Below are 21,895 nucleotides of genomic sequence, written 5' to 3' on the forward strand. Positions count from 1 at the left end.
CGGGCGGTGTGGTAAACGCGGGGCGGCTCAGAGGGGTTCGACGAGCCTGGCCAGCGCCCGCTCCACGACGGCGGTCTGCGCGGCGGGCGGCGCCTGGGCCTGTTCGAGCCTGCCGATCTCGATCGAGCTCTCCACGACGAGCCTGCACCGCTCCGCGCGCCGCTCGGTGAACGCCGCGAAGGTCTCGGTAACGGTGCCGTACCGGGCCAGTTCCTCGGCCAGGACCAAGCCGTCCTCGACCGCGATCCCCGCGCCCGAGGCCAGTTGCGGGGTCGTGGGGTGGGCGGCGTCGCCGATCAGCAGGACCCGGCCGCGGTGCCAGGGGCTCGGGAGGTAGAAGGACTCCAGCGGGCGGAAGGTGATCTCGGTGTTGTCGTCGATCGACGCCCGGACCTCGCGGACGTAGCCCCCGTACGGCGCGAGGAGTTCGCGGAGCGCGCCGGGCTGCTCGCCCGGCTCCCGGACCACCCGGGGGGTTCGCTCCACGACGAACAGGTACATCTCGGTCGCGGAGATCGGCGTCCAGCCGACTTTCGCGGTACCGCCGAGGAAGTAGTGCCTGCGGTCGACCCCGGGCGGGCGGGGCACGAAGATCCGCCACACGCTCTGCCCGGTGTACTCCGGCCCCGGCGCGTCCGGGAAGAGCTGGTCACGGGTCCGGGAGTGGACGCCGTCCGCGCCGATGACCATGTCGTAGCGGCCCTCGCCGCCGTCGCTGAAGACCACGTCGACGCCGCTTCCGTCGTCGTGCACCCGGTCGACCGACACCTCGAGCCGGGGGCCCGGCCCGCCTTCGAGGACGAGCGCGGAGAGGATGTCGTACAACACGGGCCGGGCAATCCCCCCTGATCCGCACACCCCGGCCCCGGCAGGCATCGACGTCGGGATGTCGCGCACCGGCTCCCCGTCGATGGTGCAGACCCGGATCCCCTCCCCCACGTACCCGCGCTCGGCGATCTCCGGGTAGACCCCCAATTGCCGCAACGCCCGCAGCGTGGGCCCGGTGATCGTCAACCCCGCGCCTGCCGCCTTCCACTCCGGTGCGATGTCCACCAGGTCGACCTCGGCCCCCACCCGCCGCAACGAGATCCCCGCCGCCATCCCGGCGATCCCGGCCCCCACGACCAACACCCGCACCGACGCCATCGCGCTCCCCCTCGAACCCGTGAACCGACCGTCCGCGAACCAAGATCCACACCAGCATAGCCGGCGGGCAACCCCGGCCCAGGGCGCCGAATGGCCGCCGCACAACCGAAGCGGGAGGGTCCTGCGCCACTCGGCACGCGCTGCCGGGCGCGGTCGGTGCTCGGGTGCGATGCTGGGTGGATGACCGAGGTGGTCGGGCCGCGGCGCGAACTGGAGCGGATCCGCGATGGCGACGGCCCTGGTGCGGACCGGGCGCGGATCGCGCTGTCCGGCGGCGCGTCGGCCGACCGGGTGCGGGCCGCGATCCTCGCCCTCGCCACCGGCCGGGGCGCCTCGAGCAGCACCTGCCCGTCCGACGCCGCCAGGGCGGTGGCCGACGACTGGCGCCCGCTGGTGCCCTTGGCCAGGCAACTGACCCGGGACCTCGCCCGCACCGGCGCCGTCCGCGTCACCCAGCGCGGCGCCGCCCTCGACCCCGAAGCCGACTGGCGGGGCCCGATCAGGATCCACCTGTCCGCGGCAGACGATGGCTGACCCCGAACTCACCCCGGACGGCCACTTCGTCATCATCAAGGGCAGGCGCTGGCGTGCCACCGATCCCGGGATCCCGCCGGAGCAGGCCGCCCGACTGCGATCCCTGCTCATGGCCGCCCGCCGTGATGTCGGCGCGGCCCTGCGCGCCGAGGACGCCGATGCGCAACGAGCCGCCCGAGCGCGGGTACACGCGGCGAAAGTGGCCTTGGGCGAGCGCGGAACCCCCTGGTGGGAACAGAACCCCACCGAACGCCGCGAGCGCTGGCAGCAGGGCCTGGACGCGTTGGCCTGAGTCCCGCACGGTGATCGGTAGCGTCCACTGCGGACTGATAGCGTGGTCGGTACGGCTGGGTGTGACGGAGGGTCATGACTTTCGCGGTGCTCGCCCTGGTGGCGTTCGCGGTGTTCGGGTATCGCGTGTGGCGGGAGCCGCGGCGGATCGGCAACGCGGTGTGGCTGGGGATCGCGGCGGTCCTCGGCGGGTTGTGGCTGGTGGTGGGGCTTTCCGACCACGTGGTCGTCGTGGGCTTGGTGGCCTTCGGCGGGCTGGTGGCGCTGGTGCTGCCGGGGGCGCTGATCGCCAACGGGGTGGTGATGTGGCGGCGGGAAGGGCACACGCTGGGGAACCTGCTGTCGCTGCTCGCCGGGGTCGCGATGCTCGGGCTGGCCGGGGCGGCCGCCGCCGTGGTCGGGTTCGGCGGGCCGCGTTGGCTGGTCGCCGCGGTCGCGTCGGTGGTGTTGGTGGCGGCCTACCTGGCGTTCCTGTTCGTGGCGCTACTCGCGTACTCGGTGCTCTACAGCCGGATCGGGCGGAGCAAGCGGGCGGACGCGATCATCGTGCTCGGCGCGGGGCTCAACGGTTCCACGGTGCCACCCCTGCTCGCGAACCGGCTCGACCGGGCGGTGGAGCGGCTCGACGGCGACGCGGTACTGGTCGTCTCCGGCGGTCAGGGCACCGACGAGCAGGTCTCCGAGGCCGAGGCGATGGCCGAGTACCTGCGCGGGCAGGGGGTGCCGGACGAGCGGATCCTGGTGGAGGACAAGGCGACCAGCACCGAGGAGAACCTGCGCAACAGCATGGCCCTGCTCGCGGGCGGCGACACCGGCACGGTCGTGGCCGTCACCAACAACTACCACGTGTTCCGCACCGCCGTCCTCGCCCGCCGCCTCCACCTCACCCTCCACGTCGTCGGCGCCCCGACCGCCACCTACTTCGTCCCCAGCGCCTTCCTCCGCGAGTTCGTCGCCCTGCTGGCCCAGTACTGGCGCACCAACACGACGATCGCGGTCCTCTTGGCCGCCCTACCGCCGGTCCTCACCGCGTTGCGCTGACATCGCCGTTCCGGTGAGTCAGGACTCGCCGGTGATCTTGGCAGAGCCGAGTGATGCCGCGGTGATCGCCCGGGCAGCGGTTTGGGTGGAGGAGTTGGTGTTCAGGCTGGTCAGCGACGCTGTGTTGAGGGCGTGGATGACGAAGTCGTAGGTGTTGACGGTCGACGGGGAGCAGGGGCCCTGGTAGCCGTAGAGGCTCGCGCTTCCCCGGTAGTAGATCTGCCTGGCACCCGCGGGAACGGCCGGGCGGTAGGCGTGTGCGACGTTCTGGGGCAGGGAAGTGGCGCTCACCGGGATGTCGTAGATGACCCAGTGGATGAGGTTCGCGTTGTCGAGGTCACGCATGATGAGCGCATAGCTCTTGGCCGCGGCCGGGGCTCCCGACCAGACCAGGGGCGGGGACTCGTTCTTCTTGGCGGGGTCGTTGCCGCCGCCGCTGGTGCACTCGTGGACCTTCGGGATCATGCCGCCGCTGGCGAAAGCGGTGCTGGACAGGGTGAACGCCGCTGCGGACGCGGTGGCGGGCGTCAGGCAGGCGGCCCAGGTGACGAGGAACGCGCACAGCACGATCCGTGTGCTTCTCACTGGAGACTCCCGTGGATCCTTGGTCCGTCCGGTGGACAGACGTGGACAAGCGCCGGGGGAACCCAGGGTAAGCGCCCCGACCCCGGGGCGGCGAATCCGGAATTTCCCAGTCAGGACCAGCCATGCGCACAGTCGGGATCCATCGTGCGCGCAGTCGGGACCCGGTCAAGATCCAGCGTGTGCACTGCCAGGAGCCAGCGTGCGCACTGTCAAGATCGGCGTGCGCACAGTCAAGATCCAGCGTGCGCGCGCTGGTACGCGTCGGCGACCTCGAGCGGGATTCGCCCCCGGTCGCTGACCCTGAACCCGTTCGCCTGCCCCCATGCCCGAACCGCCGCCGGGGAGACGTCGGCGCGGATCGAGACCCGGGTGACCGGCGGGGACGCGGGCTGCAAGTGGTCCAGCAGCACCGCGAACTCGTCGGGGTGCACGCGGCGAGTGCCGTACAGCTCCGCTTTCTCCGCCTTCCCGCCGGAGAACCCGCCGTCGGTCACCAGCAGCGCCGTCCGCCGGGACACCGAGCCCAGCACCCGGACCCCGAGCCGCTCCGCCCGCTGCTCCAGCAGTTCCCGCTGCCCGGCGTCGCACCCCGTGAACGCGACCTTGTCACCGACCCGCAGCGGCTCACCCCGCGACCAATCGGACGGCAACGGCGCGAGACCGGCGGACAACCGAGCCAGGCGCGCGGCCTCCGCGGCGTCCAGCACGGCCGTCAGTTCCTTCTCCCGCACGCCCAGCAGTGCCGCGGTGGCCGTGAGTTCCGCCTTCTCCAGGCGACTGACCCACCCGTCGTCCACGGCGAGGTGGGCGAGACTGAGCAGGAACCCGCGGTGCGCGGCGGCGACTCCCGCGTCGTCGAGTCCGTAGAGCCGCGCGAGCTCGGTCAACGCCGCCCGCTCGTCGTCGGTGACCACGCCGTCCTCGAGCACCTCGGCGAGCAGTTCGAGGTACGGCAAGGACCCGTCCGGGGCGCCGTCGTCCAGCGCGTCCGCCAGGGAGGCCCGCCGCAGCAGGTCGATCAGCGACTGCGCCGGTGGCTTGATCCGCGGCACGGGCCGCGACGCGGGTGGCGCACTGGCGACGGGTCCGCTGGGCGCGGACGGCCAGGACACCGTGGATCCCTTCTGTGGCAACGCAAGCAGATCAGCACTCGGTCGTGGGCTGGTCCGGGCGTCGAGGAACCCGGCCAGCAACCGCGCGGTCGCCCTGGCGTCGCCGAGCGCCGAGTGCGCGCCGGTGTGCCGGACACCCGCGGCGGCGCAGCAGTCGGCCAGGCGCCGCCGGTCCAGGCGCGGGAGGTGGTCCCAGCTGTGCTCGAGCGTGCAGGCCGCGGGCAGCAACGGCAGCGCCCACCCGGCCCGGTCGTACTCGGCGCGCAGGAACCCGAGGTCGAACCGGACGTTGTGCCCGGCGATCGCCCACCCGGCCAGCCGCTCGGTGATCGCGGGCAGCAGGTCCGCGAAACCCGGCTCACCGGCGACGTCGGCGGCGGTGATGCCGTGGATGTGCGTGGCCCCAACCGGTCCCGCCGGGTTGAACCGCGAGACCCACTCGTCGAGCACCCTCCCGCGGGGATCGGTGCGCACGATCGCCAACTCCAGGACCCGGTGCCGCCGCGGCGACAGCCCGGTCGTCTCCACGTCGATGACGGCGAACCCCGGCGCGGCGACGACGGCGGACGATTGCCCCACCTGCGCTGGCGATGCCGGAGTGCTCTTGCGGCGGAAGATGTCGAGGAACCCCACGGCCGCACCGTCGCTCGGCGCAGTGATCTCGTTACACCGAGTTCCACCGCGCACCGGCATGTGCGACCCAACGAGTGATCTCGCAGCCCCGCGGCGGGTAACGCGGGCGCGGTTGTGCCGATCTTCCTGACGTCCACACCGGGAGCGGAGCGGGATGCGTTGGGACTGGTTGCGCGACACCCGGGTGCGGGTCGCGGCGGTGCTCGGGGCCGTGGCGGTCGCGGGGACCTTCTTCCTGCCCGACGCGTGGCGGCTCGACGACTGGTTCGACCTCGCGCTGGTGTTCGCGGTCGGCGCGCTGTCGGCGTGGCCGAGGGTGTGGCCCGCGCTGGTCCTCGGTGGGGCTTTCGGGTACCTGATCACCTTCGACGACCCTGCGCGGGAGCGGTTGTTCGGCGCGGTGAGCATGGCGGCGGTCGCGGGTGGCGTGGAGTTGTGGCAGCGGTTCGGCCCGCGGCTCCTGGCGGCCGCGCGGGCCAAGGCGCGGCTGGTGTCGTCGCTGCGGACCAGCGACCTGGTTCGACGGTCCGGGCGGGCGGTCCGGTACGCGGTGACCAGCTCGTTCGACCGCTCCGGGCAGGTGTCGGAGCTCCCGCTGGCAGACGCGCGGCAGGTGCTGCGCGAGGGCGAGGTCGTGCTGGTGATCATCGCGGGCACCCTGTACGGGATGTCCTGGTTGGCCGCCCAGTGGTTCTACGGCTCGTTCGGGGTGTCCCCCGAGGAGGTCGGCCTGACCGCGGCCGACCTGCTGCTGGCGGCGGGCGTCGGCGGGGTCCTCGTCGCGGTCGGCATCCTCGTGCTGGACACCCTGTGGCGCAAGGTCCGGCACCCGGTGCTGCGGGTCCCGCTGTTCACCGCGCTCGGGGTGGCCCTCGGCGGGCTGGGCGAGCTGTCGGCCGTGATCATCTACGGCGTGCTGTTCTGCGCCGTCGCGATCGGCACCTCGGAGTTCGTGCCCGAGGCGCGGCCGCGGTCGCGGGGCTGGATCCTGTCGGTGACCGGGTTGGTGCTGGTCGGGCTCCTGGTGCTGGCGTACGGGTTCGCCGACGAGATGCGGCTGCGGTTGGCCGCGGCCGAACCAGCGACACCGAAGCTGGGCACCATCCAGATCGCCGCGCTGTGGGCGCCGACGGTGCGGGTGTGGCCGGTCGAGGGCCAGCGCCTGCCCCCGGACCTGCCGCCCGGTGGGTGCGCGCACCGGCTCGGCAACGCCTACGGCATCACCGTGTTCCTGCGCGCGGGCCGGGTGGTGCGGGTGCCGACGCAGAACGTGGTCAGCGCGGCGGGAGAGTGCCGGTGACCGGGGAACTGTCCCGGTGGAAGCTGTTGACCTGGGTGACCGCGCTGTCCGGCCCGGTCGGCTACGCCCTCGGCCGGGTCGTGGTGGAGACCTTCTACAGCCGCTTCGACGTCCTGCCGTCCGAGGTGGGGCTGCGCTACGACTCGCTGCTCGCGCCGACCCTGCTGGTCATGACCGCCACCGCGGCCATCGGCGCGCTGCTGATCCTGCTCGGCCGGTTGGCGGCGGCCATCGGTGGCGGTGTCGGCGTCTACCTGACCATCGACTTCGCCAAGGACGGGACGCTGTTCACCTGGCGCGGCCTCGGCCTGCTCGCCCTTGTCCTGCTGGCCATCGGCGTGCTGTCGGTGCTGGGCGGTCTGGAGGAGACTCTCGGCCACCGCGTCTGGCTCCTGGTGCTGGCCATGCTCGCCGTGACCGCCACGACCCTCGCCCTCACCGCCGCCTCGTCAGCAGCCGACACCGCCGCCGAGGGCAACCCGACCACCGTGACCCTCCTGGGCATACCCCTGAGCCCCATCCACGCCACCCGGGTGCGCCTCACCGGCATCGACGGTCCGGCCCGCCCACCCGGTGCCGACTGCCTGCTCCTGCTGGGCTCGGCCGATTCCGTCACCGTCCTCTTGGACCACGGCGTCGTGTGGCGCGTCCCGGCGGACATCGCCAACACCACCACCGGTTGCTGACCGACTGTCCACTTCAGACCTGCGGGGGCTGGGACCCGGGAAGGCCCCAGCCCCCTTGGCGCACTACGCTATCGCCCCCCGTTTCCAGTCCCAGCCGCCCACGCCGCTGAGCCACACGCGGTACGGCGCGCTCGCCGAGTCGCCGGAAGCGGCCGTGCCGGGGAAGGTCCAGAGCCCGGTCGTGGCGGTCCCGTAGTCGTACAGGGCCAGGACATCGGCCTTGCGGTCGCCGGTGAAGTCGCCCGCGGTGACCTTCGCGTTCGACCAGGTGAACCCACCGGGTCCGCTGAGCCACACGCGGCGCGGCACACTGGCCGAGTCCCCGGCGGCACCCGTCCCCTGGGCGATCCACAAGCCCGAGGTCGACGCGCCGTAGTCGTAGAAGAGCGCGACGTCCGCCTTCCCGTCACCGGTGAAGTCGCCCGCCGAGACCTTGGTGTTGCCCCAGGTGAAGCCGCCCGCCCCGCTGAGCCAGGTGCGGTAGGGGACCGAGGCCGAGTCACCGGTCGCCGCCGTGCCGGGCGCGATGAAGAGCCCGGATGTCGAGGAGCCGTAGTCGTACAACGCGGCCACGTCCGCCTTGCCGTCACCGGTGAAGTCGCCGGTCGCGATCTTCGAGTTGCCCCAGGCAAAGCCGCCCGCCGCGCTGAGCCAGGTGCGGCGCGGGACACTCGCGCCGTCGCCGGTGCCACTGGTGCCGGGGAAGACGAACAGACCGGTGGTGGAACTGCCGTAGTCGTACAACGCGGTCAGATCCGCCTTGCCGTCGCCGGTGAAGTCGCCCGCCGAGATCTTGGTGTTGGCCCAGGTGAACCCGCCCGTACCGCTGAGCCACACGCGGTAGGGCACGGACGCACCGTCGCCCCGCGCGGAAGTCCCGGGGAAGACGAACAGGCCGGTCGTCGAGTTGCCGTAATCGTAGAGGGCGAGGACATCGGTCTTGCCGTCGCCGGTGAAGTCGCCCGCGGTGATCTTCGCGTTGGCCCAGGTGAACCCGCCCGCGCCGCTGAGCCAGGTGCGGTAGGGGACCGAGGCGGAGTCACCGCTCCCCGAGGTGCCGGGGATGACGATCAGGCCGGTCGTCGAGTTGCCGTAGTCGTAGAGGGACAGCACATCCGCCTTGCCGTCACCGGTGAAGTCCCCGGTCACGCTGCTCTCGGGCGTGGCGGGCGGCTGGGGCGGGGTGTCGACGGCGAGAGTCAGGCCGTAGCGCTGGAGGATCTCGTTGACCGGCTGGAAGTACATCTGCGGGTTGGCGATCGTGCACCCGACGACGCCGCCGGAGGTGACGCCCTGGGCCTGGTCGCCCGCCAGCCAGGAGCCGCCCGAGTCACCCTTCTCCGCGCACGCGTTGGACTTGGTGAGTCCGTAGACGTACCTGTCAACGCCTTCCTCGGTGTACTTGACCGTCTGGTCCTTGGCCAGGATGGTGCCGCACCGCCAGAAGGTGGTGGAACCGGAGCGGCACACCGACGCGCCCACCGGGGCTTCCGCCGATCCGCGGACCGCGACCGTGCCGCCCGCCCAGTTGTTCACCAGCGGTCGGGGCGTCCAGTTCGCGTTGGTGCGCACCCAGCCCATGTCGTCGCCGGGGAAGTCGGAGCGTTCCACGGTGCCCTGTGCGACCTGGTTGGACCCGGAGGTCGCCGTCCCGGCCGCGCCGCAGTGCCCCGCGGTCACGAACCCGCCTTGCACCGCGAATCCGATGGAGCAGCGCCCGGCGGCGCCGTAGTAGGCGTCCCCGCCGCGCACGTCGTGCAGCGGCTGGGGTTTCCCAGTCGCCCGGGTGATCCGGATCTGCGGCGCCGTCCCCGCGAAGGCCCGCACGTCGGCGGCGTCGGGGTCCGTCGCGGTCACCACGACGCTGTTGCTCGGGCCGTCCACGTACCACCCGGTGACCGCGTCAGGCGCCGCCCGCCTCGCGTCGAGCCCGCGCTTGACCTCGGCCAGGCGCTGCTCGCTCCACCGCACGACCGTGGCCTTCGCCCCAGCCGCCCGCGCTGTCCGCGCCGCCGCCTCATCGGTCACCGCCACCACCAACTCCGCACCCGCGTCGAGCCAGGCACCGGCGAACGCCGCACCCGTCTCCACCCGCACGCGGTGCTCCAACCTGCCCCCAGCAGCCTCCTTGGCCAACCGCGGCGCCACCTGCTCCGGGGCGAACCCCAGATCCCGCCCCATGGCCGCCACCACAGGATCGGACACCACCGGCCGCTCCGCGACCGCCACGACGGGTGCCCCACCGCCGAGCACCACCGCGACAACGGCCACGGGCATGATTCTTCGCAGTCTCACAGGGGATTCCTTCCCAGAATTCACCGATCGACACAGAAGGCATCGACGTCCGCCACCCCGCGGGCGGACAACTCCCCGATTATCAACACCGGGAACCCCGCCCCACCAGCGCTACTCAGCCCCCAACAACCGAGTCGGTCCACCCGGCCCAGGCCGCCCAGTCGGCCCAAGCAGCCACGAACACCTCAGCCTCCGCGTCGTCATCCTCGGCCGCCGCGACCCTGCCACTTCCACTCCCTCGGTCTACGTGCAGCACCTAGCCACCGGTCGCGCCAACTGGTCCAACCGGGTGACTGACCGACCTTTCCGTGGGATCCGAGTCGGAACGAGTGCATAGAAGGGGGTGTAGGCGTCGACCGGGGAGGTGCGGGATGTTCGGTGGTGAACACCACGCCGACCCCGTCGTGCGTGATCACCTCCACCAGTGGAACCGTTCGCGCCCAACAGAAGACGTCGAGGCCAGGAGACGCGCCGACACCGCGCTCTGCGCTTACTTCCGCGAACAGAAGTACCAAGGCCCCGACTGGGAGTGTTTCGTCCACCACCTCCTCGCCTACGGCTTGGGCCGCACCCGAATGCGCTTGGCGGCCAGGGCACTGCTGCCGGGCAGGTCGTACTCCGGACCAGCAGGCACACCAGGCGACCTCGACGAGCTGGCGAGCGACGTCGTGTTGGCCGGATTCGGCCTGTTCGTCAAGAAGGGCCTGGTCGAGTCCGGCTGGTCCCCGCACGGTGGGGCATCGCTGGCGACCTACTTCGACGGTGCCTGCAAGCTGGTGTTCAAGGCTCAGTACACCCGGTGGAGCGAACGGCACCGCCGTGACGCGACGGTCGACATCGCGGGTCTGGACGAGGTTCTCGGCGACACCGCGACCCCCGCCGACTCCAGCGACCTGCTCGACCGCCTGCTGGAAGTCCTCACCGAGGTCGAGACCACGATCTTCCTGCTGATCAGCGAGGGCTTCTCGCACACCGAGATCGCCGCCCACCTGAACCTGACCCCGCGCGCCGTCGAAGGCCGCGTCACCCGCGCCAGGCAGAAGGTCGAACCGTTCCGAGACCGGCGGAGGAGGACACCATGACCGACCAAACCCATGACACGGACGGTCTGGTCAGCTCCGTCATGGCAGCAGTCTTGGGGGATCCTCGAGCGATCGAACGGGTCCTGGCGATCACCCGCCAGTTCGTCGTGCCCTATTGCCGAGCTCGGATTGGCAGCCAGAACCGCACCTTCGCCAGTGCGGATGACATCGCACAGGAGGTCTGCCTCGCAGTGCTCACCGCCCTTCCCGGATACCGAGACCAGGAACGACCGTTCCTCGCTCTCATCTACGGGATCGCGGCCCACAAGGTCGCTGACGCATACCGGGCCGCCAACAGGGATACGCCCGGCACAATCGACATCAATGCGGTCCACTTCGCACCGGATCCAGACCATCAAGCCGTGCTCGCCGACGAACTGCGGCTCCTCGGGCACGAGTCGGACGGATCGACAAGGCGACTCGGCGAGTCTGGTGTCAGCGAGTTGATGGCTCGCTCGTCCTTCGGGACCCGGAGTGCGCAGGCTGCACGTACCCGAGGCTCGCGTCACAACCTGGACGATCGGGCCGCGAAACTCGTGACTGGCGTTCTGCGCAGCCACGACTCCAATGCCGAGGACGACGCAATGCGAACCGATCTGCCCACCAGGATGGGCGAACTTCTGCGAATGCTTCCCGACAAGCACCGCGAGATCGTCATCCTGCGGATTGTCATCGGGCTCTCCGTCGAGGAGACGGCCCAGGCGATCGGGTCGACACCCGGCGCTGTCCGCGTCGCTCAGCATCGGGCGCTGGCACGGCTACGGACGTTCCTCGGAACAGAGGAGGAAAGCGATGCCCGGTCCTCTCACTAGGCGACCAACCGCGAACCGGGTCGACCCGCCGCAGTGGCGGGTGGTGTTCGCGGTGGTGGCGACGCTCACGGCTCGTGATTGGACGCCGTTTCTGCGGTTGTTGATCCTCGCCGGCTCGGTGGCGGGGCTGCTGATCGTGATTGTCGCCGCCGCGCCGGGTTGGGTTCTGGGGGTGGCGGGGGTGGGGGCTATCTCCGCGGTCAGGCGTCGTCGGGGGTGAGGTGGGGTGGGGTGTTCGTCGGGAATAGGTGGGAGCGGTGGAGGGTGGGGCGGAGGAGGGCGGTGGTGGTCAGGGAGAGGGTGGCCAGGGTGGTCATGGTCCATTCCTCGGCGTGGGTGGTGGGGAGGAGTTGGGCGATGGTGCCCGCGGTCAGGGCGCCGAGGGCTTGGCCGGTCGTGAGGCCGGTGGTGGAGAGGCCGAAGGCTTGGCCGCGGACGTCGATGGGGGTGTGGTGGATCAGGCGTTCTTGCAGGGGGAGGGCGGCGGCGTAGCCGAAGGCGGAGAGGGTGATCAGGATGCCTGCGACCGGAAGCGGTGGTGACAGGGGGAAAGCGAGGAATGGCACGGCGAGCAGGACGCGCAACGGCACGATGAGGCGGTCCCGCAAGGATTCCGGGACGAAGCGGCCGATGACGATGTCGCCGGTGAGCATGCCCGCGGCGCCCGCGGCGAACAGGTATCCGGCTTGGTCGGCGGCGTAAGGGATGAAGAGGGCTTCGCAGCCGACGATGAGACCATTCGGGATCCACATCATCAGGTAGATCGGCCGGACGACCGGTGAGCCGAGCAACGCGCGGTTGACCCGGCGGCTGCGCTCGACGACCTTGCCCTGGGCGCGCGCCGGACGGTCCACAAGACCGGTCCGCGCGAGGGCGCCCGCCACCACACCCACGACAGCCGCGATGCCGAACAGCCAGGTCGGTGAGAAAGCGGCGAGGAGCACGGCGCCGACCGCGTAGCCGAGGACCTGCATGCCGCCCACGGTGATGTTCATCGTCGCGCGGGCGAGCACAAAAGCCTTCTCCGGCACGATGTCCGACAGCAGCGCGAGCACCGTCCCCGACGTCGCCCCCATCGCCACGTACCCCGCCGCGAGGATGACGAAGCGCACCCACCAGGCCAAACCGGGCAACGCTTGCAGTGCGGCGGTCGCCGTCGCGATGGCTGCCATGGCGACCATCGCCGACCGGGGCCGCAGCAGATCGGACGACGCCAGCAGGTACCGCGCCGTGCCGAGTTGGACGAGCGGCCCGCCGAACAGGGAGATCGCCGTCAGCAGCGGCGACCCGGTCTCGCCGTACATCACGGTGCCCAGGGCCAGACTGCTCACGACCACACCGACCATCGTGAACAACCGGACGAAGAACAGCACCCGGAACTCACGGATCGCGAAGAGGGCGCGGTAAGTGGTCACCAGACCTGCCCGCGGTGACCGACAACCAGAACATCCACAAAGGACCATCCAGCCATGCCCACCCCCGGGGAATCGGAAGGCCCACCCTATCCGGCTCCGCCAACCACCGCCGCTCGATAATCCGAGCGTGTCCAGCGGAAATTTACTTGACACCGTCGCGGAATTCGGTCGGATCAAGCGGGTGGTCGCAACACCGCGGAAGTGCGGGCGATCTGGTGGGCATGGACGAGCCGGATCGTCCCGGGGTGCGGAACAGCCTGACGAACTCCCAAGCCGAGACCGTCATCCAGACGGGGTCGTTCCGCGGTCGGGTAATCAGTCGTGTGCACCGGTACACCGTGGCCATGCCGCCCGCGGTGCGGAACTCGGTGGTCGCGGTTCTGGTGGTGGCGCTGCTGGGCGGGGTCACCTACGCGGTGCTGACCTGGGTGGTGCCGCAGTTCGCGCCGACCTACAAGACAGAGTTCCTCATCGACCTGTCCGGCGCCGACTCGGTGGACGAGGTCACCGCGAGCGTCGAGTCGCTGCGCAAGGCGCTGGGCAACTCCGGCGAGGACGACGCGATCGCGCTGCGGGCCTTCGGCGGGGAGTGCGGATCCGACGACAACACGACGCAACTGGTGGACTTCGGGACCGACAACCGCTCCGAGATCGGCGACGCCGCGCGCGGGGCGGCGACCGGGGGTGGTGCGACGTTGTTGCGCGGCATCATCGAGGCCACACAGGACTTCTCGACGCCGTTCAGCCAGCAGGCCAAGCAGGTCAACAGGATCATCGTGGTGACGCGCAACGGTGTCGACGCCTGCGACGACGACACCGGGTACGTCCGGGAGGAGATCCGGGACCGGGTCGCGGCGAGCGGGTTGGCGCTGGACTTCCGGTTCGTCGGCTACCAACTGCCCGCCGGGCACGAGGACGGGCTGGCGGCGCTCGCGACCGGGGCCGAGGCGCCACCGCCGGTGCTGGCGCGGGACCCGGACGAGCTCAAGGCCGCGTTGGACTGGATCACCAACGTCGAACCGGTGCTGCGGTCGGCGAAGCAGGTGGTCGACGTGTTCAACCCGACGGTGGACCAGCTCGACCGGGCGGTGCGGTCGATGCTCGACGGCAGGCTGGACACGGCGCGCAGGCTGCTGGCCGAGGTCGAACCGGTGACCGCGGACGCCGAGTTCGAGAACCTGGGCAGCAGGGCGAGAACACCGGAGGCCACCGCGTTGCACGCCCAGGCGGTCGACCTGCGTGAGCGCCACCGGCGCGTGGTCGAGGTCGCGCGGGAACTGTGGGAAACGGCCAGATCCGGGGTACCGCTGGACCAGCAGCTCACCAAGTACCAGCGTGCGGCCAAGGAGTACAACGACAGCGTCAGCGCGGTCAACGCCACTTTGGCGCGGCTGCGCGCGAGCGGACCTGGAGCGCGGACATGACCACCCCGACCAAGAAGAGGCAGCTGCTCGTCATCGCTGCGGCGGCCGCGACGGCGATCGCGGGCACCATCGGCCTCCTCGTCGTGTCGGCGATCCCCGACTACCGCACCACCGTGCTGGTCGACACGTCCGCCCCGGGCGCCGACTTCCCGGCCATCGCCGACGCCGTCGGCGCTACCCTGCACAACACCGGCTCCGGCGACGCTGTGTCCGTCCGGCGCTTCGGCGGCGACTGCGGCTCGGCCGACAACACCGCTGAACTCACCGACGACCCGGTCGAGGCCAGACCCGCCCTCCAGTCACTGCACCCGTCGGGCCGTGCGACCCTCCTCAGTGGAATCCTCGCCGCGGTCGACGACTTCACCGGCGTCTACCCCTTCCGCGGCAGCGAACGCAACCGGATCATCGTGATCACCACCACCGGCACCGACGCCTGCACGGCGGACCAGGGGGAAGTCAGCCGCACCATCCAGGACCACATCAGAGCCGCGGGCCTCACCATCGACCTCCGCGTGATCGGCCACAGGGTCCCCGAGGACCAGCGAGCCACTCTGACCTCCCTCTCCCCCGGCACGGCCTTCACCGACGACCCCGCACAACTCGCGGTCACACTGGACGAACTGGCGATACCCCAGTCCCCGGAGGCGGCCCGGATCAAGGTCACCGCTCCCCCACCGAAGCCGCCCGCCGAGCCGCGCTTCGCGTTCACCACGATCGACAAACTGGGCGTGGTCGAAGGCGGTCGGGTGACCGCGCAGGCAGATGTTCGGATGCGCGAGGAGTACCAGACACCGACGCCCGATCTCACCCTCGACGGACGGTTCGCTTTCGCGGCCAACGCACCTGGTGTGACGACGATCGATGTCGAGTCGGGAGCAGGCCGCACTATCCCCTGCGACGGATGCGTGAAGGCGGTGCCGGTGGGCGGCAGTCGCATCGCCTGGGTCGACCAAGCGAACCGGCTGATGATCGCCGACCTCGCGGGAGCTCAAGCCCAGCAGCCGGTCACGTCCGTGGCGCTGCCCGCAGTGCCACCGTCGAGCGACTACGCCGACCAACCGGCAAGGCTCCAGGCGGGCGCCGAGGGCACGGTGCTCGTCACCTTGCCCGACGCGGCCGGGACAGCGGCATACGGCGGACCAGAAGATCTCTTCCTGGTCAACCTGGACGGGGAGGTTCGGGCCCTGGGAACCACGGACAGCAATCTGGGAGTCGGTGTTGCCGCCATCGCCCCGGATGGCGAGGCAGTGGCTTACGTGCGCGGAACACATGGCGGTTCCTGCGAGGAGCGTTATACGACAACTATCGTGTCGACAGGCTCCGGCGAGGTTCGGACTCCGGGCGCGGTTTCCCCGGATTTCGACTCGGACATCTACGGCGGCATGGTCGCGGCGTGGTATGACGGCGATGGGGTTCTGAACAGGATCAACAGCACCTGGCGATGCTCACAACTCAACGAGCCGACCTACATCCAGCGTGGGAGCCACGAACGACTCGTAGGTGATCAGTGGGCGGTCCAGTACGACAGCCCCGTGCTGGATTCCCGACTGGTCGGACCTGGGACCCGGGCCGCGATCACGGCTCCGACTCCGGACACCACCGATGTCTCCCCCGACGGTGGCACGCTGTATGTCGAGGTCGATGGCAAGCGGGTCGATGTCGTCGTGGGGGCGTTGGCCATTGCCGTGGCGGGGATTGTTCGATAGGCGTGTTTGTGGACGGTGGTGGGTACTGGTGGGAGGCATTTCCAGGGGTGGGGATCTTCGGTAGTTTCAGCGGGTCGTCCCGACATCGTTTGTCTTACCCTGTTTCCTGAGAGGAACCCCGTGCGTCTCCTCGACCGCAGACATCTTCTTCCCGCCGCGTTGGCTTTGGCCGGTGTGTCCGTCCTCGGTGTACTCGTGCCGACGGCGATGGCGGCGCCGCAGGCGGGCAGCGGTGGTTCCGGTGCCGCTGTCGCGACCACCGTCACCACGACGCCGCCGAGTTCGCCGCCGACCATGCCGACGTGGGACCCGTGCTACCAGGGGCCGCCGTCGAGCCCGCCGTCGGGGACCACCTACCTCGCGACGCCGACGCCGACGTCGACGACGCAGCCGAGCAGCACCATGCCGCCGTTGCCGACCACGCCCCGGCCGCCGTTGCCGGGGGAGAACTTCGCGCTGTCCGGGGTTGCCCGGGCGTCGTCGACGTTGACCAACTACTACACGCCCGCGAAGGTCAACGACGGCAACACCGGGACCGCGTCGAACTGCCAGTACGCCTGGGTCAGCGCGAACCGGTCGATCGACAACCCGGAGTGGGTGTCGGTGACCTGGCCCGACCTGCGCAGCGTCGGCCACGTCGTCGTCTACAACAGTCTCCTGCTGGAGACGCGCGACTTCGACATCCAGGTGTTGAACGAGAGCGGCAAGTGGTGGGACACCGTCGCCACCTACAACAACAACACCAACACCGTGGTGAGGTCGTGGTTCGGCGCGCGCAACACCAGGGCCGTGCGGGTGCTGGTCAAGGTGGGCTCGACCAGCGCGCCGGGGATCGCCCGGGTGAACGAGATCCAGGCGTTCGCCTACTGAGGACAGCGTGAGCGATCCTGGGGGCCCGCCGACCGAGCGGGCCCTCAGGCCCGGTCGAGCAGGTGCCGCGACGGCCGGTAGTCGATCTTCCAGTCGGTGTAGACGCCCACGGTCCCGTCGGTCAGGCAGCGCAGGCCGAGGCTGACCCAGCGGACCTCGCCGTCGGCGTGCAGCGCGAACCCGACCGCCGCGGCGAAGGTCGCGCCGCCGCACGGGCACTCGCACTCCCCCGGTTCGGCGTCGTCCCAGTGCTCCGCGCTGTCGGCGATGGCGGTGATCGACTCACACGCCACGCAGAACCGTTCCGCCCAGCCCTGGGTGTCGTCGACCGCGACCCGGAACTCGCGCCCGCCGCAGTCGCAGGTGGACTCGACCACGTGGGTCACCGGGTAGCCGCCCGCCGCGTGGTCGCGCAGGCAGTCGGCCAACCGGGTGTCGCTCGTCATGGGTGCACTGTAGGCGGCGCGGGGGCACACTGGAGGTCGTGATCGGACGACTGCGCAGCATCGTGTTGGACACCAGGGATCCCCGGCGGCTGGCCGAGTTCTACGTCGGCCTGGTGGGCGGGGCGGTGACCGCGGAGGAGCACGACTGGTACGTCGTCACCGACCCGACCGGGCTCCGGATCGCCTGCCAGCTGTCCCCCGGGCACGAGCCGCCGCGGTTCCCGGACCCGGCCGGGTCGCAGCAGGTGCACCTGGACCTGGTGGTCGACGACCCCGACGAGGCGGAGCGGCGGGTGCTGGCGATCGGCGCCGAGCGGGTGACCGAGCCCCACCCGGAAAGCGACTTCCGCGTCTACCTTGACCCAGCCGGGCACCCGTTCTGCCTCATCGCGCGCGCCGCGATCACAGCGGCTGAGTGACCGCGGCCCCGGCGGGGTACTCCGCGACCATGTTCCCCGTGGAGAACCTGCGCGACTGGACCGGACTCGACATCATCGACACCGACTCCAAGAAGATCGGCACCCTGGAGGCGGTGTACGTGGACACCCTCAGCGACGAGCCCCTCTTCGTCACCGTGCAGTTCGGCCTGCTCACCCGCCACCTGGCCTTCGTCCCGGTCGTCGGCGCCACCGTCACCCCCAGGGCCGTCCGCGTCCAGTACACGAAAGACCAGGTCAGAGACGCCCCCCAGATCCCGACCGACGGCGAACTCGCCGCGGCCGACGAACCCAAGGTCTTCGCCCACTACCACCTCGACTACGGCACCCGCCCCGAACGCCGCCTCGCCCGCCGCTGACCACTCGGCCAGTGGGCGCCCGGGCTAGCGGCCTACCACCCGGCCGATGGGCGCCCGGGCTAGCGGCCGAACGCCCCGACCCCGAGGAGTCGCGCCGCGCGATGACCTGCGACTGGCGGGCTCAGCTGGGTGTTGCCGGGTTGACCGCCAGGTAGGTCCAGGCGCGGGTGCCGGAGCCCAGGTCGACGGGGACGCGGTGGTAGGCGGGGACCTCGTAGGTGTCGGCGGCGGCCAGGTCTGTGGTGGTGAGGGTGAGGAGGGTGCCGGGGACGGAGTCGGACGGGTCGGTGGAGGGGCGGACGATGGGGTGTCGGTCGGTGCCGCTGTCGGCGATCACGGCGGGGTCGGTGATGGTGACCCAGTCGGCGCGGTGGGCGGGGAGGGTGTCGGGGGTGCCGTCGAGTTCGCGGCCGAAGTGGGCGACCTGGACCTGCGGGAGGCGCAGGGTGCCGTAGGAGAACAGCTGGACGGTGGCCGATCCGGTGCCACCGATGCGGCGCAGCACCGGCCCGGCGCCGACCACGATGGTGGCCCGTTGCGCCGGGTGCTCGTCCAGGTACGGGTCGTGCTGCTCGGCGTCCACGAACACCACCTCGTCCCACACCTCGGCCAGGGGCTCGCGCTGCAGGAAGGCGCCGTCGACCACCACCACGGCGTCCGACGGCGCTCCCGGCTGGTGCACCACCGTCTCCACGAACTCCGGCGAACCGTCGGAACTCAGGTGGACCGCGACCCGCCCGCGCCCCTCGATCGCCGCCACCAACGCCCGGGCCACAACGGCCTGACCAGCACCGGGAACCCCGTCGACGGCGACGAGCAGCGGATGCCCCAACTGGTGCCCGAGGAGCTGGTCGACAACCCGGTTGACCGCGTGCGCACCCTGCGGACGACTCGACTCAATCACGTGCCGAACCCTAACAAGGCGCCCAGTCGCTAGTGGACGGTGGTCGAACCCGGTATCCGGACAACGACCGCCACCCTGTGCTGACAACCCGATGTCCTCACACCTGGTCCACAGCGCCGGGTCGGGTGCGGCGGTGGTCGGTCGGGCGGATGCCGTGCAGGCGGGTGAAGGCGACGCTGAGGGCGAAGGCGTTGGCGTAGCCCACTTTTCGGGCGATGGTGGCCACCGTGTCGTTGGTCTGGTGCAACAGGTCGGCGGCCAGGGCCAGGCGCCAGTGGGTGAGGTAGGTCATCGGGGGGTCGCCGACGAGGGTGGTGAAGCGGCGGGCGAGAGTGGCTCGGGAGACGCCCGACTTGGCGGCCAGGGTGGCGACGGTCCAGGGGTGGGCGGGGCTGTCGTGCAGCAGGCGCAGGGCGGTGCCGATGATCGGGTCGTCCAGGGCACGGCACCAGGCGGGGGCCGTGGTGTCGGGGTTGGCCAGCCAGCCGCGCAGCGCGGAGACCAGCATCAGGTCCAGCAACCGGTCGAGCACCAGTTGCTGACCCGGGCGGTCCCTGGTGACCTCGTCGGCCAACACCCCGGTCAGCGGGCTCCGCGCGGCGGGCACGACCAGCACCGGGGGCAGGGCGTGCAGCAGCCTTTCACTCAGGTCGCCCCGGCGTTCGAACGCGCCGCTGAGCAGCACGGGCGCCCCGTCGACGGGATTGCCGCAGACGCCGGGGCAGTAGTCGTCCCTGGTGACCACGCGGGACGGCGCGGTGGCGGGGTCGTCGGCCAGCACGAACGGCGCGTCGCCGCGGATGACGGCGACGTCGCCCGCGCCGACGAGGACCGGGGCGCCTTGGTCGGGGACGATCCAGGCGTGGCCGTGCAGCATCGTGGCCAGCGCGAGCGGGGCCCCGCTGGCCATCCGCAGCGCCCACGGCGGGTCGATGACGGTCTGCCGGAACACGGCACCCCGCGCCCGGACGTCAGCCAGCAGGTCCGAGACGGCGTCCACCCGGTCAGCGTAGACGACCAGACATCACATCGAGCCGCTCAGCCATGGATCGTCTCAGCGGCGGCCTGTTGACTCACCGCATGTCAATTCTTGTCACCGGGGCGACCGGCAAATCGGGCAAGCGCGTCGTCCAGCACCTGCGGGCCAAGGGCGTGGCGGTCAGGGCAGCCGCCCGGCCGGTGTTCGACTGGACAGACGAAGGAACGTGGGACGCCGCGCTGGAGGGCGTGCGAGCCGTCTACGTCGTGCAACTGGACGGTACGACGCTGGTCCGCCCGTTCATCGAACGGGCGGCGCGACACGGTGTGCGGCGGATTGTGCTCGCGTCAGGGCGCGGGCTCGACGACCCGGACTACGCCAGGGACACCGCCGGTGTACGACCAGGACTCGTCGACAGCGAGGCGGCGACCCGCGCGAGCGGTCTGGAGTGGACGATCACCAGACCCGGGTGGTTCGCCCAGAACTTCAGCGAGGGCTTCTTCGCCGACGGGATCCGCACGGGCGAACTGCGGCTGCCCGGTGGCTCCGCCGCCGCGGCCTTCGTCGACGCCGAGGACATCGCCGCGGTGGTGGCCGCCGCGCTGACCGAGGACGGCCACTCGGGCCGGGTCTACGAATTGTCCGGCCCCCACCCGGTGACCCTCGCCGAGGCCGTCGCCACGATCTCCGATGCCGCGGGCCGCGAGATCCGCTACGTGCCCCTGTCCCCCGAGCAGTACGTCGCCGAACTCGTCGGGCAGGGGGTGCCACCGCCGGACGCCCAGGCGTTCGCCGACCTCTTCGCGGCCGTGCGCGAGGGCAAGGACGCGCGCGTCTCCGACGGCGTCCGGCAAGCGCTGGGCCGCCCACCGCGAACCTTCGCCGAGTTCGCGCACGCCACCGCGACCGCGGGCGGCTGGTCGACCGGCTGACCGCCATCGCCGCCCGCACAGGGCTTTGCCGCGCGCTGGGCCGAACGGGTAGCCCCGCGTAACGGAAATCCGACAGGTCGCGTATCAACGACCATGGACGAACACGGTTTCACGGGTGTCCCACCACGCGTGGTCGGGGAGATCCGGGTGGTCCGGGGGCAGGGTCCGGTGGTGGTGCCGCTCCCCGTCGAGGTCAACGGGGCGGCCGGGACGCTGAACGTGCACGTCCCCGCGGACGTGCGGGACGGGGCACTGCTGCCGGTCGGGACGGCGCCGGACGGGCCGTACCTGCTGGTCCGGGTCCTGGAAGTGCCGAAGATGAGCAACCGCAAGAAGATCTGGGCGGCGGTGGGTGGGGTGGTGCTGGTCGGGGCCATCGCGCTCGGCGTGGCGCGGGCCGGTTCCACCCTGAGCTCCGACGAGGCAGCCGCGCCCACCTCCTCCTACCTGCCGGTCAAGACCTACACCCTCGACCCGACCACGACTCGCGCGCCGGTACCGACCACGGCGCCGCCGATCACGACCGTCCCGACGACCATCGCGCCGACGACGGTGGAACCCCGCCGCACGCTGCTGAGCGAGGACGCGCTCAAGGATGTGAAACCCGGTTCGTGCCTGGCCAACCAGGGCACCGACGAGGCACCCGCCATGGCCCCAGCCCCACAGTGCCAGAGCGGGTCCTTCAAGGTGCTGAACAAGCTCGTGGCCACCACGGACGGCAAAGCCTGCGCGGGCCAGCGCGGCTACAGCCACGCGTTCATCGTCGAACTCTACAACGTCGAGACCTACGGGGGCGTCGAGATCTCCCGGACCCTGTCGGTCAAGGACTCCTACGTCCTCTGCCTGTCCCAGCGGTGAGTTGTGGTTCAGTGAGCCCTGGTTCATCATGGGTCTCCCCCGCACCGC

General features: G+C 71.0%; 22 protein-coding genes. 14 read left to right on the forward strand and 8 right to left on the reverse strand.

Features of this window, described 5'->3' with window-relative positions; translation table 11 throughout:
* Nucleotides 1-27: 27 nt before the first annotated feature.
* Nucleotides 28-1,146 (reverse strand): FAD-dependent monooxygenase, encoded by a 1,119-nt coding sequence (locus tag CLV68_RS16585; protein WP_121391739.1) that lies wholly within the window; start codon nt 1,144-1,146, stop codon nt 28-30.
* Nucleotides 1,147-1,326: 180 nt separating this feature from the next.
* Here CLV68_RS16585 and CLV68_RS16590 point away from each other — a divergent pair, with 180 nt between their 5' ends.
* The 3 genes from CLV68_RS16590 (at nt 1,327) to CLV68_RS16600 (ending at nt 3,012) form a co-directional block, all read left to right on the forward strand.
* Nucleotides 1,327-1,680, forward strand: coding sequence for a DUF3253 domain-containing protein (locus CLV68_RS16590; RefSeq protein ID WP_121391741.1), 354 nt, complete (start codon nt 1,327-1,329; stop codon nt 1,678-1,680).
* Nucleotides 1,673-1,972 (forward strand): hypothetical protein, encoded by a 300-nt coding sequence (locus CLV68_RS16595; RefSeq protein WP_121391744.1) that lies wholly within the window; start codon nt 1,673-1,675, stop codon nt 1,970-1,972. The genes CLV68_RS16590 and CLV68_RS16595 overlap by 8 nt, the downstream gene beginning before the upstream one ends.
* Nucleotides 1,973-2,046: 74 nt before the next feature.
* Nucleotides 2,047-3,012, forward strand: a complete 966-nt coding sequence (locus tag CLV68_RS16600; protein WP_121391745.1) for a YdcF family protein — start codon at nt 2,047-2,049, stop codon at nt 3,010-3,012.
* A gap of 18 nt (nt 3,013-3,030) precedes the next feature.
* Here the strand turns inward: CLV68_RS16600 and CLV68_RS16605 are convergent, their stop codons facing one another.
* Nucleotides 3,031-3,597, reverse strand: coding sequence for a YbhB/YbcL family Raf kinase inhibitor-like protein (locus tag CLV68_RS16605; protein WP_121391747.1), 567 nt, complete (start codon nt 3,595-3,597; stop codon nt 3,031-3,033).
* Between the two features lie 230 nt (nt 3,598-3,827).
* Nucleotides 3,828-5,342 (reverse strand): exonuclease domain-containing protein, encoded by a 1,515-nt coding sequence (locus tag CLV68_RS36000; RefSeq protein ID WP_170224404.1) that lies wholly within the window; start codon nt 5,340-5,342, stop codon nt 3,828-3,830.
* A gap of 154 nt (nt 5,343-5,496) precedes the next feature.
* Here CLV68_RS36000 and CLV68_RS33975 point away from each other — a divergent pair, with 154 nt between their 5' ends.
* Both CLV68_RS33975 and CLV68_RS16620 read left to right on the forward strand, forming a co-directional pair.
* A complete protein-coding gene (locus CLV68_RS33975; RefSeq protein ID WP_170224405.1) occupies nt 5,497-6,642 on the forward strand; it encodes a hypothetical protein in 1,146 nt (381 codons plus the stop codon).
* Entirely contained in the window at nt 6,639-7,328 is a 690-nt protein-coding gene (locus CLV68_RS16620; protein WP_147460022.1) for a hypothetical protein, read from the forward strand. The genes CLV68_RS33975 and CLV68_RS16620 overlap by 4 nt, the downstream gene beginning before the upstream one ends.
* A gap of 63 nt (nt 7,329-7,391) precedes the next feature.
* On the opposite strand, the gene CLV68_RS16625 is transcribed toward CLV68_RS16620, so the two are convergent.
* Nucleotides 7,392-9,623, reverse strand: a complete 2,232-nt coding sequence (locus tag CLV68_RS16625) for an FG-GAP-like repeat-containing protein (protein ID WP_147460023.1) — start codon at nt 9,621-9,623, stop codon at nt 7,392-7,394.
* A gap of 371 nt (nt 9,624-9,994) precedes the next feature.
* Here CLV68_RS16625 and CLV68_RS16630 point away from each other — a divergent pair, with 371 nt between their 5' ends.
* Complete coding sequence (locus CLV68_RS16630) at nt 9,995-10,705, forward strand: RNA polymerase sigma factor (RefSeq protein WP_121391760.1); 711 nt, start codon at nt 9,995-9,997, stop codon at nt 10,703-10,705.
* Between the two features lie 41 nt (nt 10,706-10,746).
* Entirely contained in the window at nt 10,747-11,517 is a 771-nt protein-coding gene (locus CLV68_RS16635) for a sigma-70 family RNA polymerase sigma factor (RefSeq protein ID WP_246009994.1), read from the forward strand.
* Nucleotides 11,518-11,717: 200 nt separating this feature from the next.
* Here the strand turns inward: CLV68_RS16635 and CLV68_RS16645 are convergent, their stop codons facing one another.
* Nucleotides 11,718-12,932, reverse strand: coding sequence for an MFS transporter (locus CLV68_RS16645; RefSeq protein WP_170224407.1), 1,215 nt, complete (start codon nt 12,930-12,932; stop codon nt 11,718-11,720).
* Nucleotides 12,933-13,177: 245 nt separating this feature from the next.
* Here CLV68_RS16645 and CLV68_RS16650 point away from each other — a divergent pair, with 245 nt between their 5' ends.
* From CLV68_RS16650 to CLV68_RS16660, 3 genes are all read left to right on the forward strand, one after another.
* Nucleotides 13,178-14,356 carry a vWA domain-containing protein gene (locus CLV68_RS16650; protein ID WP_246009913.1) on the forward strand — a complete coding sequence of 393 codons (1,179 nt, stop codon included), beginning with the start codon at nt 13,178-13,180 and terminating at the stop codon, nt 14,354-14,356.
* Nucleotides 14,353-16,062: a hypothetical protein gene (locus CLV68_RS16655; RefSeq protein ID WP_121391768.1), complete on the forward strand. Its 1,710-nt coding sequence runs from the start codon at nt 14,353-14,355 to the stop codon at nt 16,060-16,062. The genes CLV68_RS16650 and CLV68_RS16655 overlap by 4 nt, the downstream gene beginning before the upstream one ends.
* A gap of 120 nt (nt 16,063-16,182) precedes the next feature.
* Complete coding sequence (locus CLV68_RS16660) at nt 16,183-16,932, forward strand: discoidin domain-containing protein (protein WP_147460024.1); 750 nt, start codon at nt 16,183-16,185, stop codon at nt 16,930-16,932.
* Nucleotides 16,933-16,976: 44 nt separating this feature from the next.
* On the opposite strand, the gene CLV68_RS16665 is transcribed toward CLV68_RS16660, so the two are convergent.
* Nucleotides 16,977-17,378 carry a hypothetical protein gene (locus CLV68_RS16665; RefSeq protein ID WP_211346571.1) on the reverse strand — a complete coding sequence of 134 codons (402 nt, stop codon included), beginning with the start codon at nt 17,376-17,378 and terminating at the stop codon, nt 16,977-16,979.
* A gap of 38 nt (nt 17,379-17,416) precedes the next feature.
* On the opposite strand from CLV68_RS16665, the gene CLV68_RS16670 reads away from it, so the two are divergent.
* Nucleotides 17,417-17,797: a VOC family protein gene (locus CLV68_RS16670; protein WP_121391773.1), complete on the forward strand. Its 381-nt coding sequence runs from the start codon at nt 17,417-17,419 to the stop codon at nt 17,795-17,797.
* The gene (locus CLV68_RS16675) at nt 17,794-18,174 is read left to right on the forward strand and encodes a PRC-barrel domain-containing protein (RefSeq protein ID WP_246009914.1); all 381 of its coding nucleotides are present in this window, start codon (nt 17,794-17,796) and stop codon (nt 18,172-18,174) included. Before CLV68_RS16670 ends, CLV68_RS16675 begins: the two co-directional genes overlap by 4 nt.
* A gap of 121 nt (nt 18,175-18,295) precedes the next feature.
* Here CLV68_RS16675 and CLV68_RS34740 read toward each other — a convergent pair whose 3' ends face one another.
* Nucleotides 18,296-19,078, reverse strand: a complete 783-nt coding sequence (locus tag CLV68_RS34740; protein ID WP_211346575.1) for a gamma-glutamylcyclotransferase — start codon at nt 19,076-19,078, stop codon at nt 18,296-18,298.
* Between the two features lie 97 nt (nt 19,079-19,175).
* Nucleotides 19,176-20,078, reverse strand: a complete 903-nt coding sequence (locus CLV68_RS16685) for an AraC family transcriptional regulator (protein WP_121391776.1) — start codon at nt 20,076-20,078, stop codon at nt 19,176-19,178.
* 80 nt (nt 20,079-20,158) lie between these two features.
* Here CLV68_RS16685 and CLV68_RS16690 point away from each other — a divergent pair, with 80 nt between their 5' ends.
* Together CLV68_RS16690 and CLV68_RS16695 are read left to right on the forward strand one after the other, a co-directional pair.
* Entirely contained in the window at nt 20,159-20,989 is an 831-nt protein-coding gene (locus CLV68_RS16690; protein WP_211346577.1) for an NAD(P)H-binding protein, read from the forward strand.
* Nucleotides 20,990-21,082: 93 nt separating this feature from the next.
* Entirely contained in the window at nt 21,083-21,847 is a 765-nt protein-coding gene (locus CLV68_RS16695) for a hypothetical protein (protein WP_147460025.1), read from the forward strand.
* The last annotated feature ends 48 nt before the right edge of the window (nt 21,848-21,895 follow it).

The organism is Actinokineospora cianjurensis (genome assembly GCF_003663795.1).
Lineage (GTDB): Bacteria > Actinomycetota > Actinomycetes > Mycobacteriales > Pseudonocardiaceae > Actinokineospora > Actinokineospora terrae.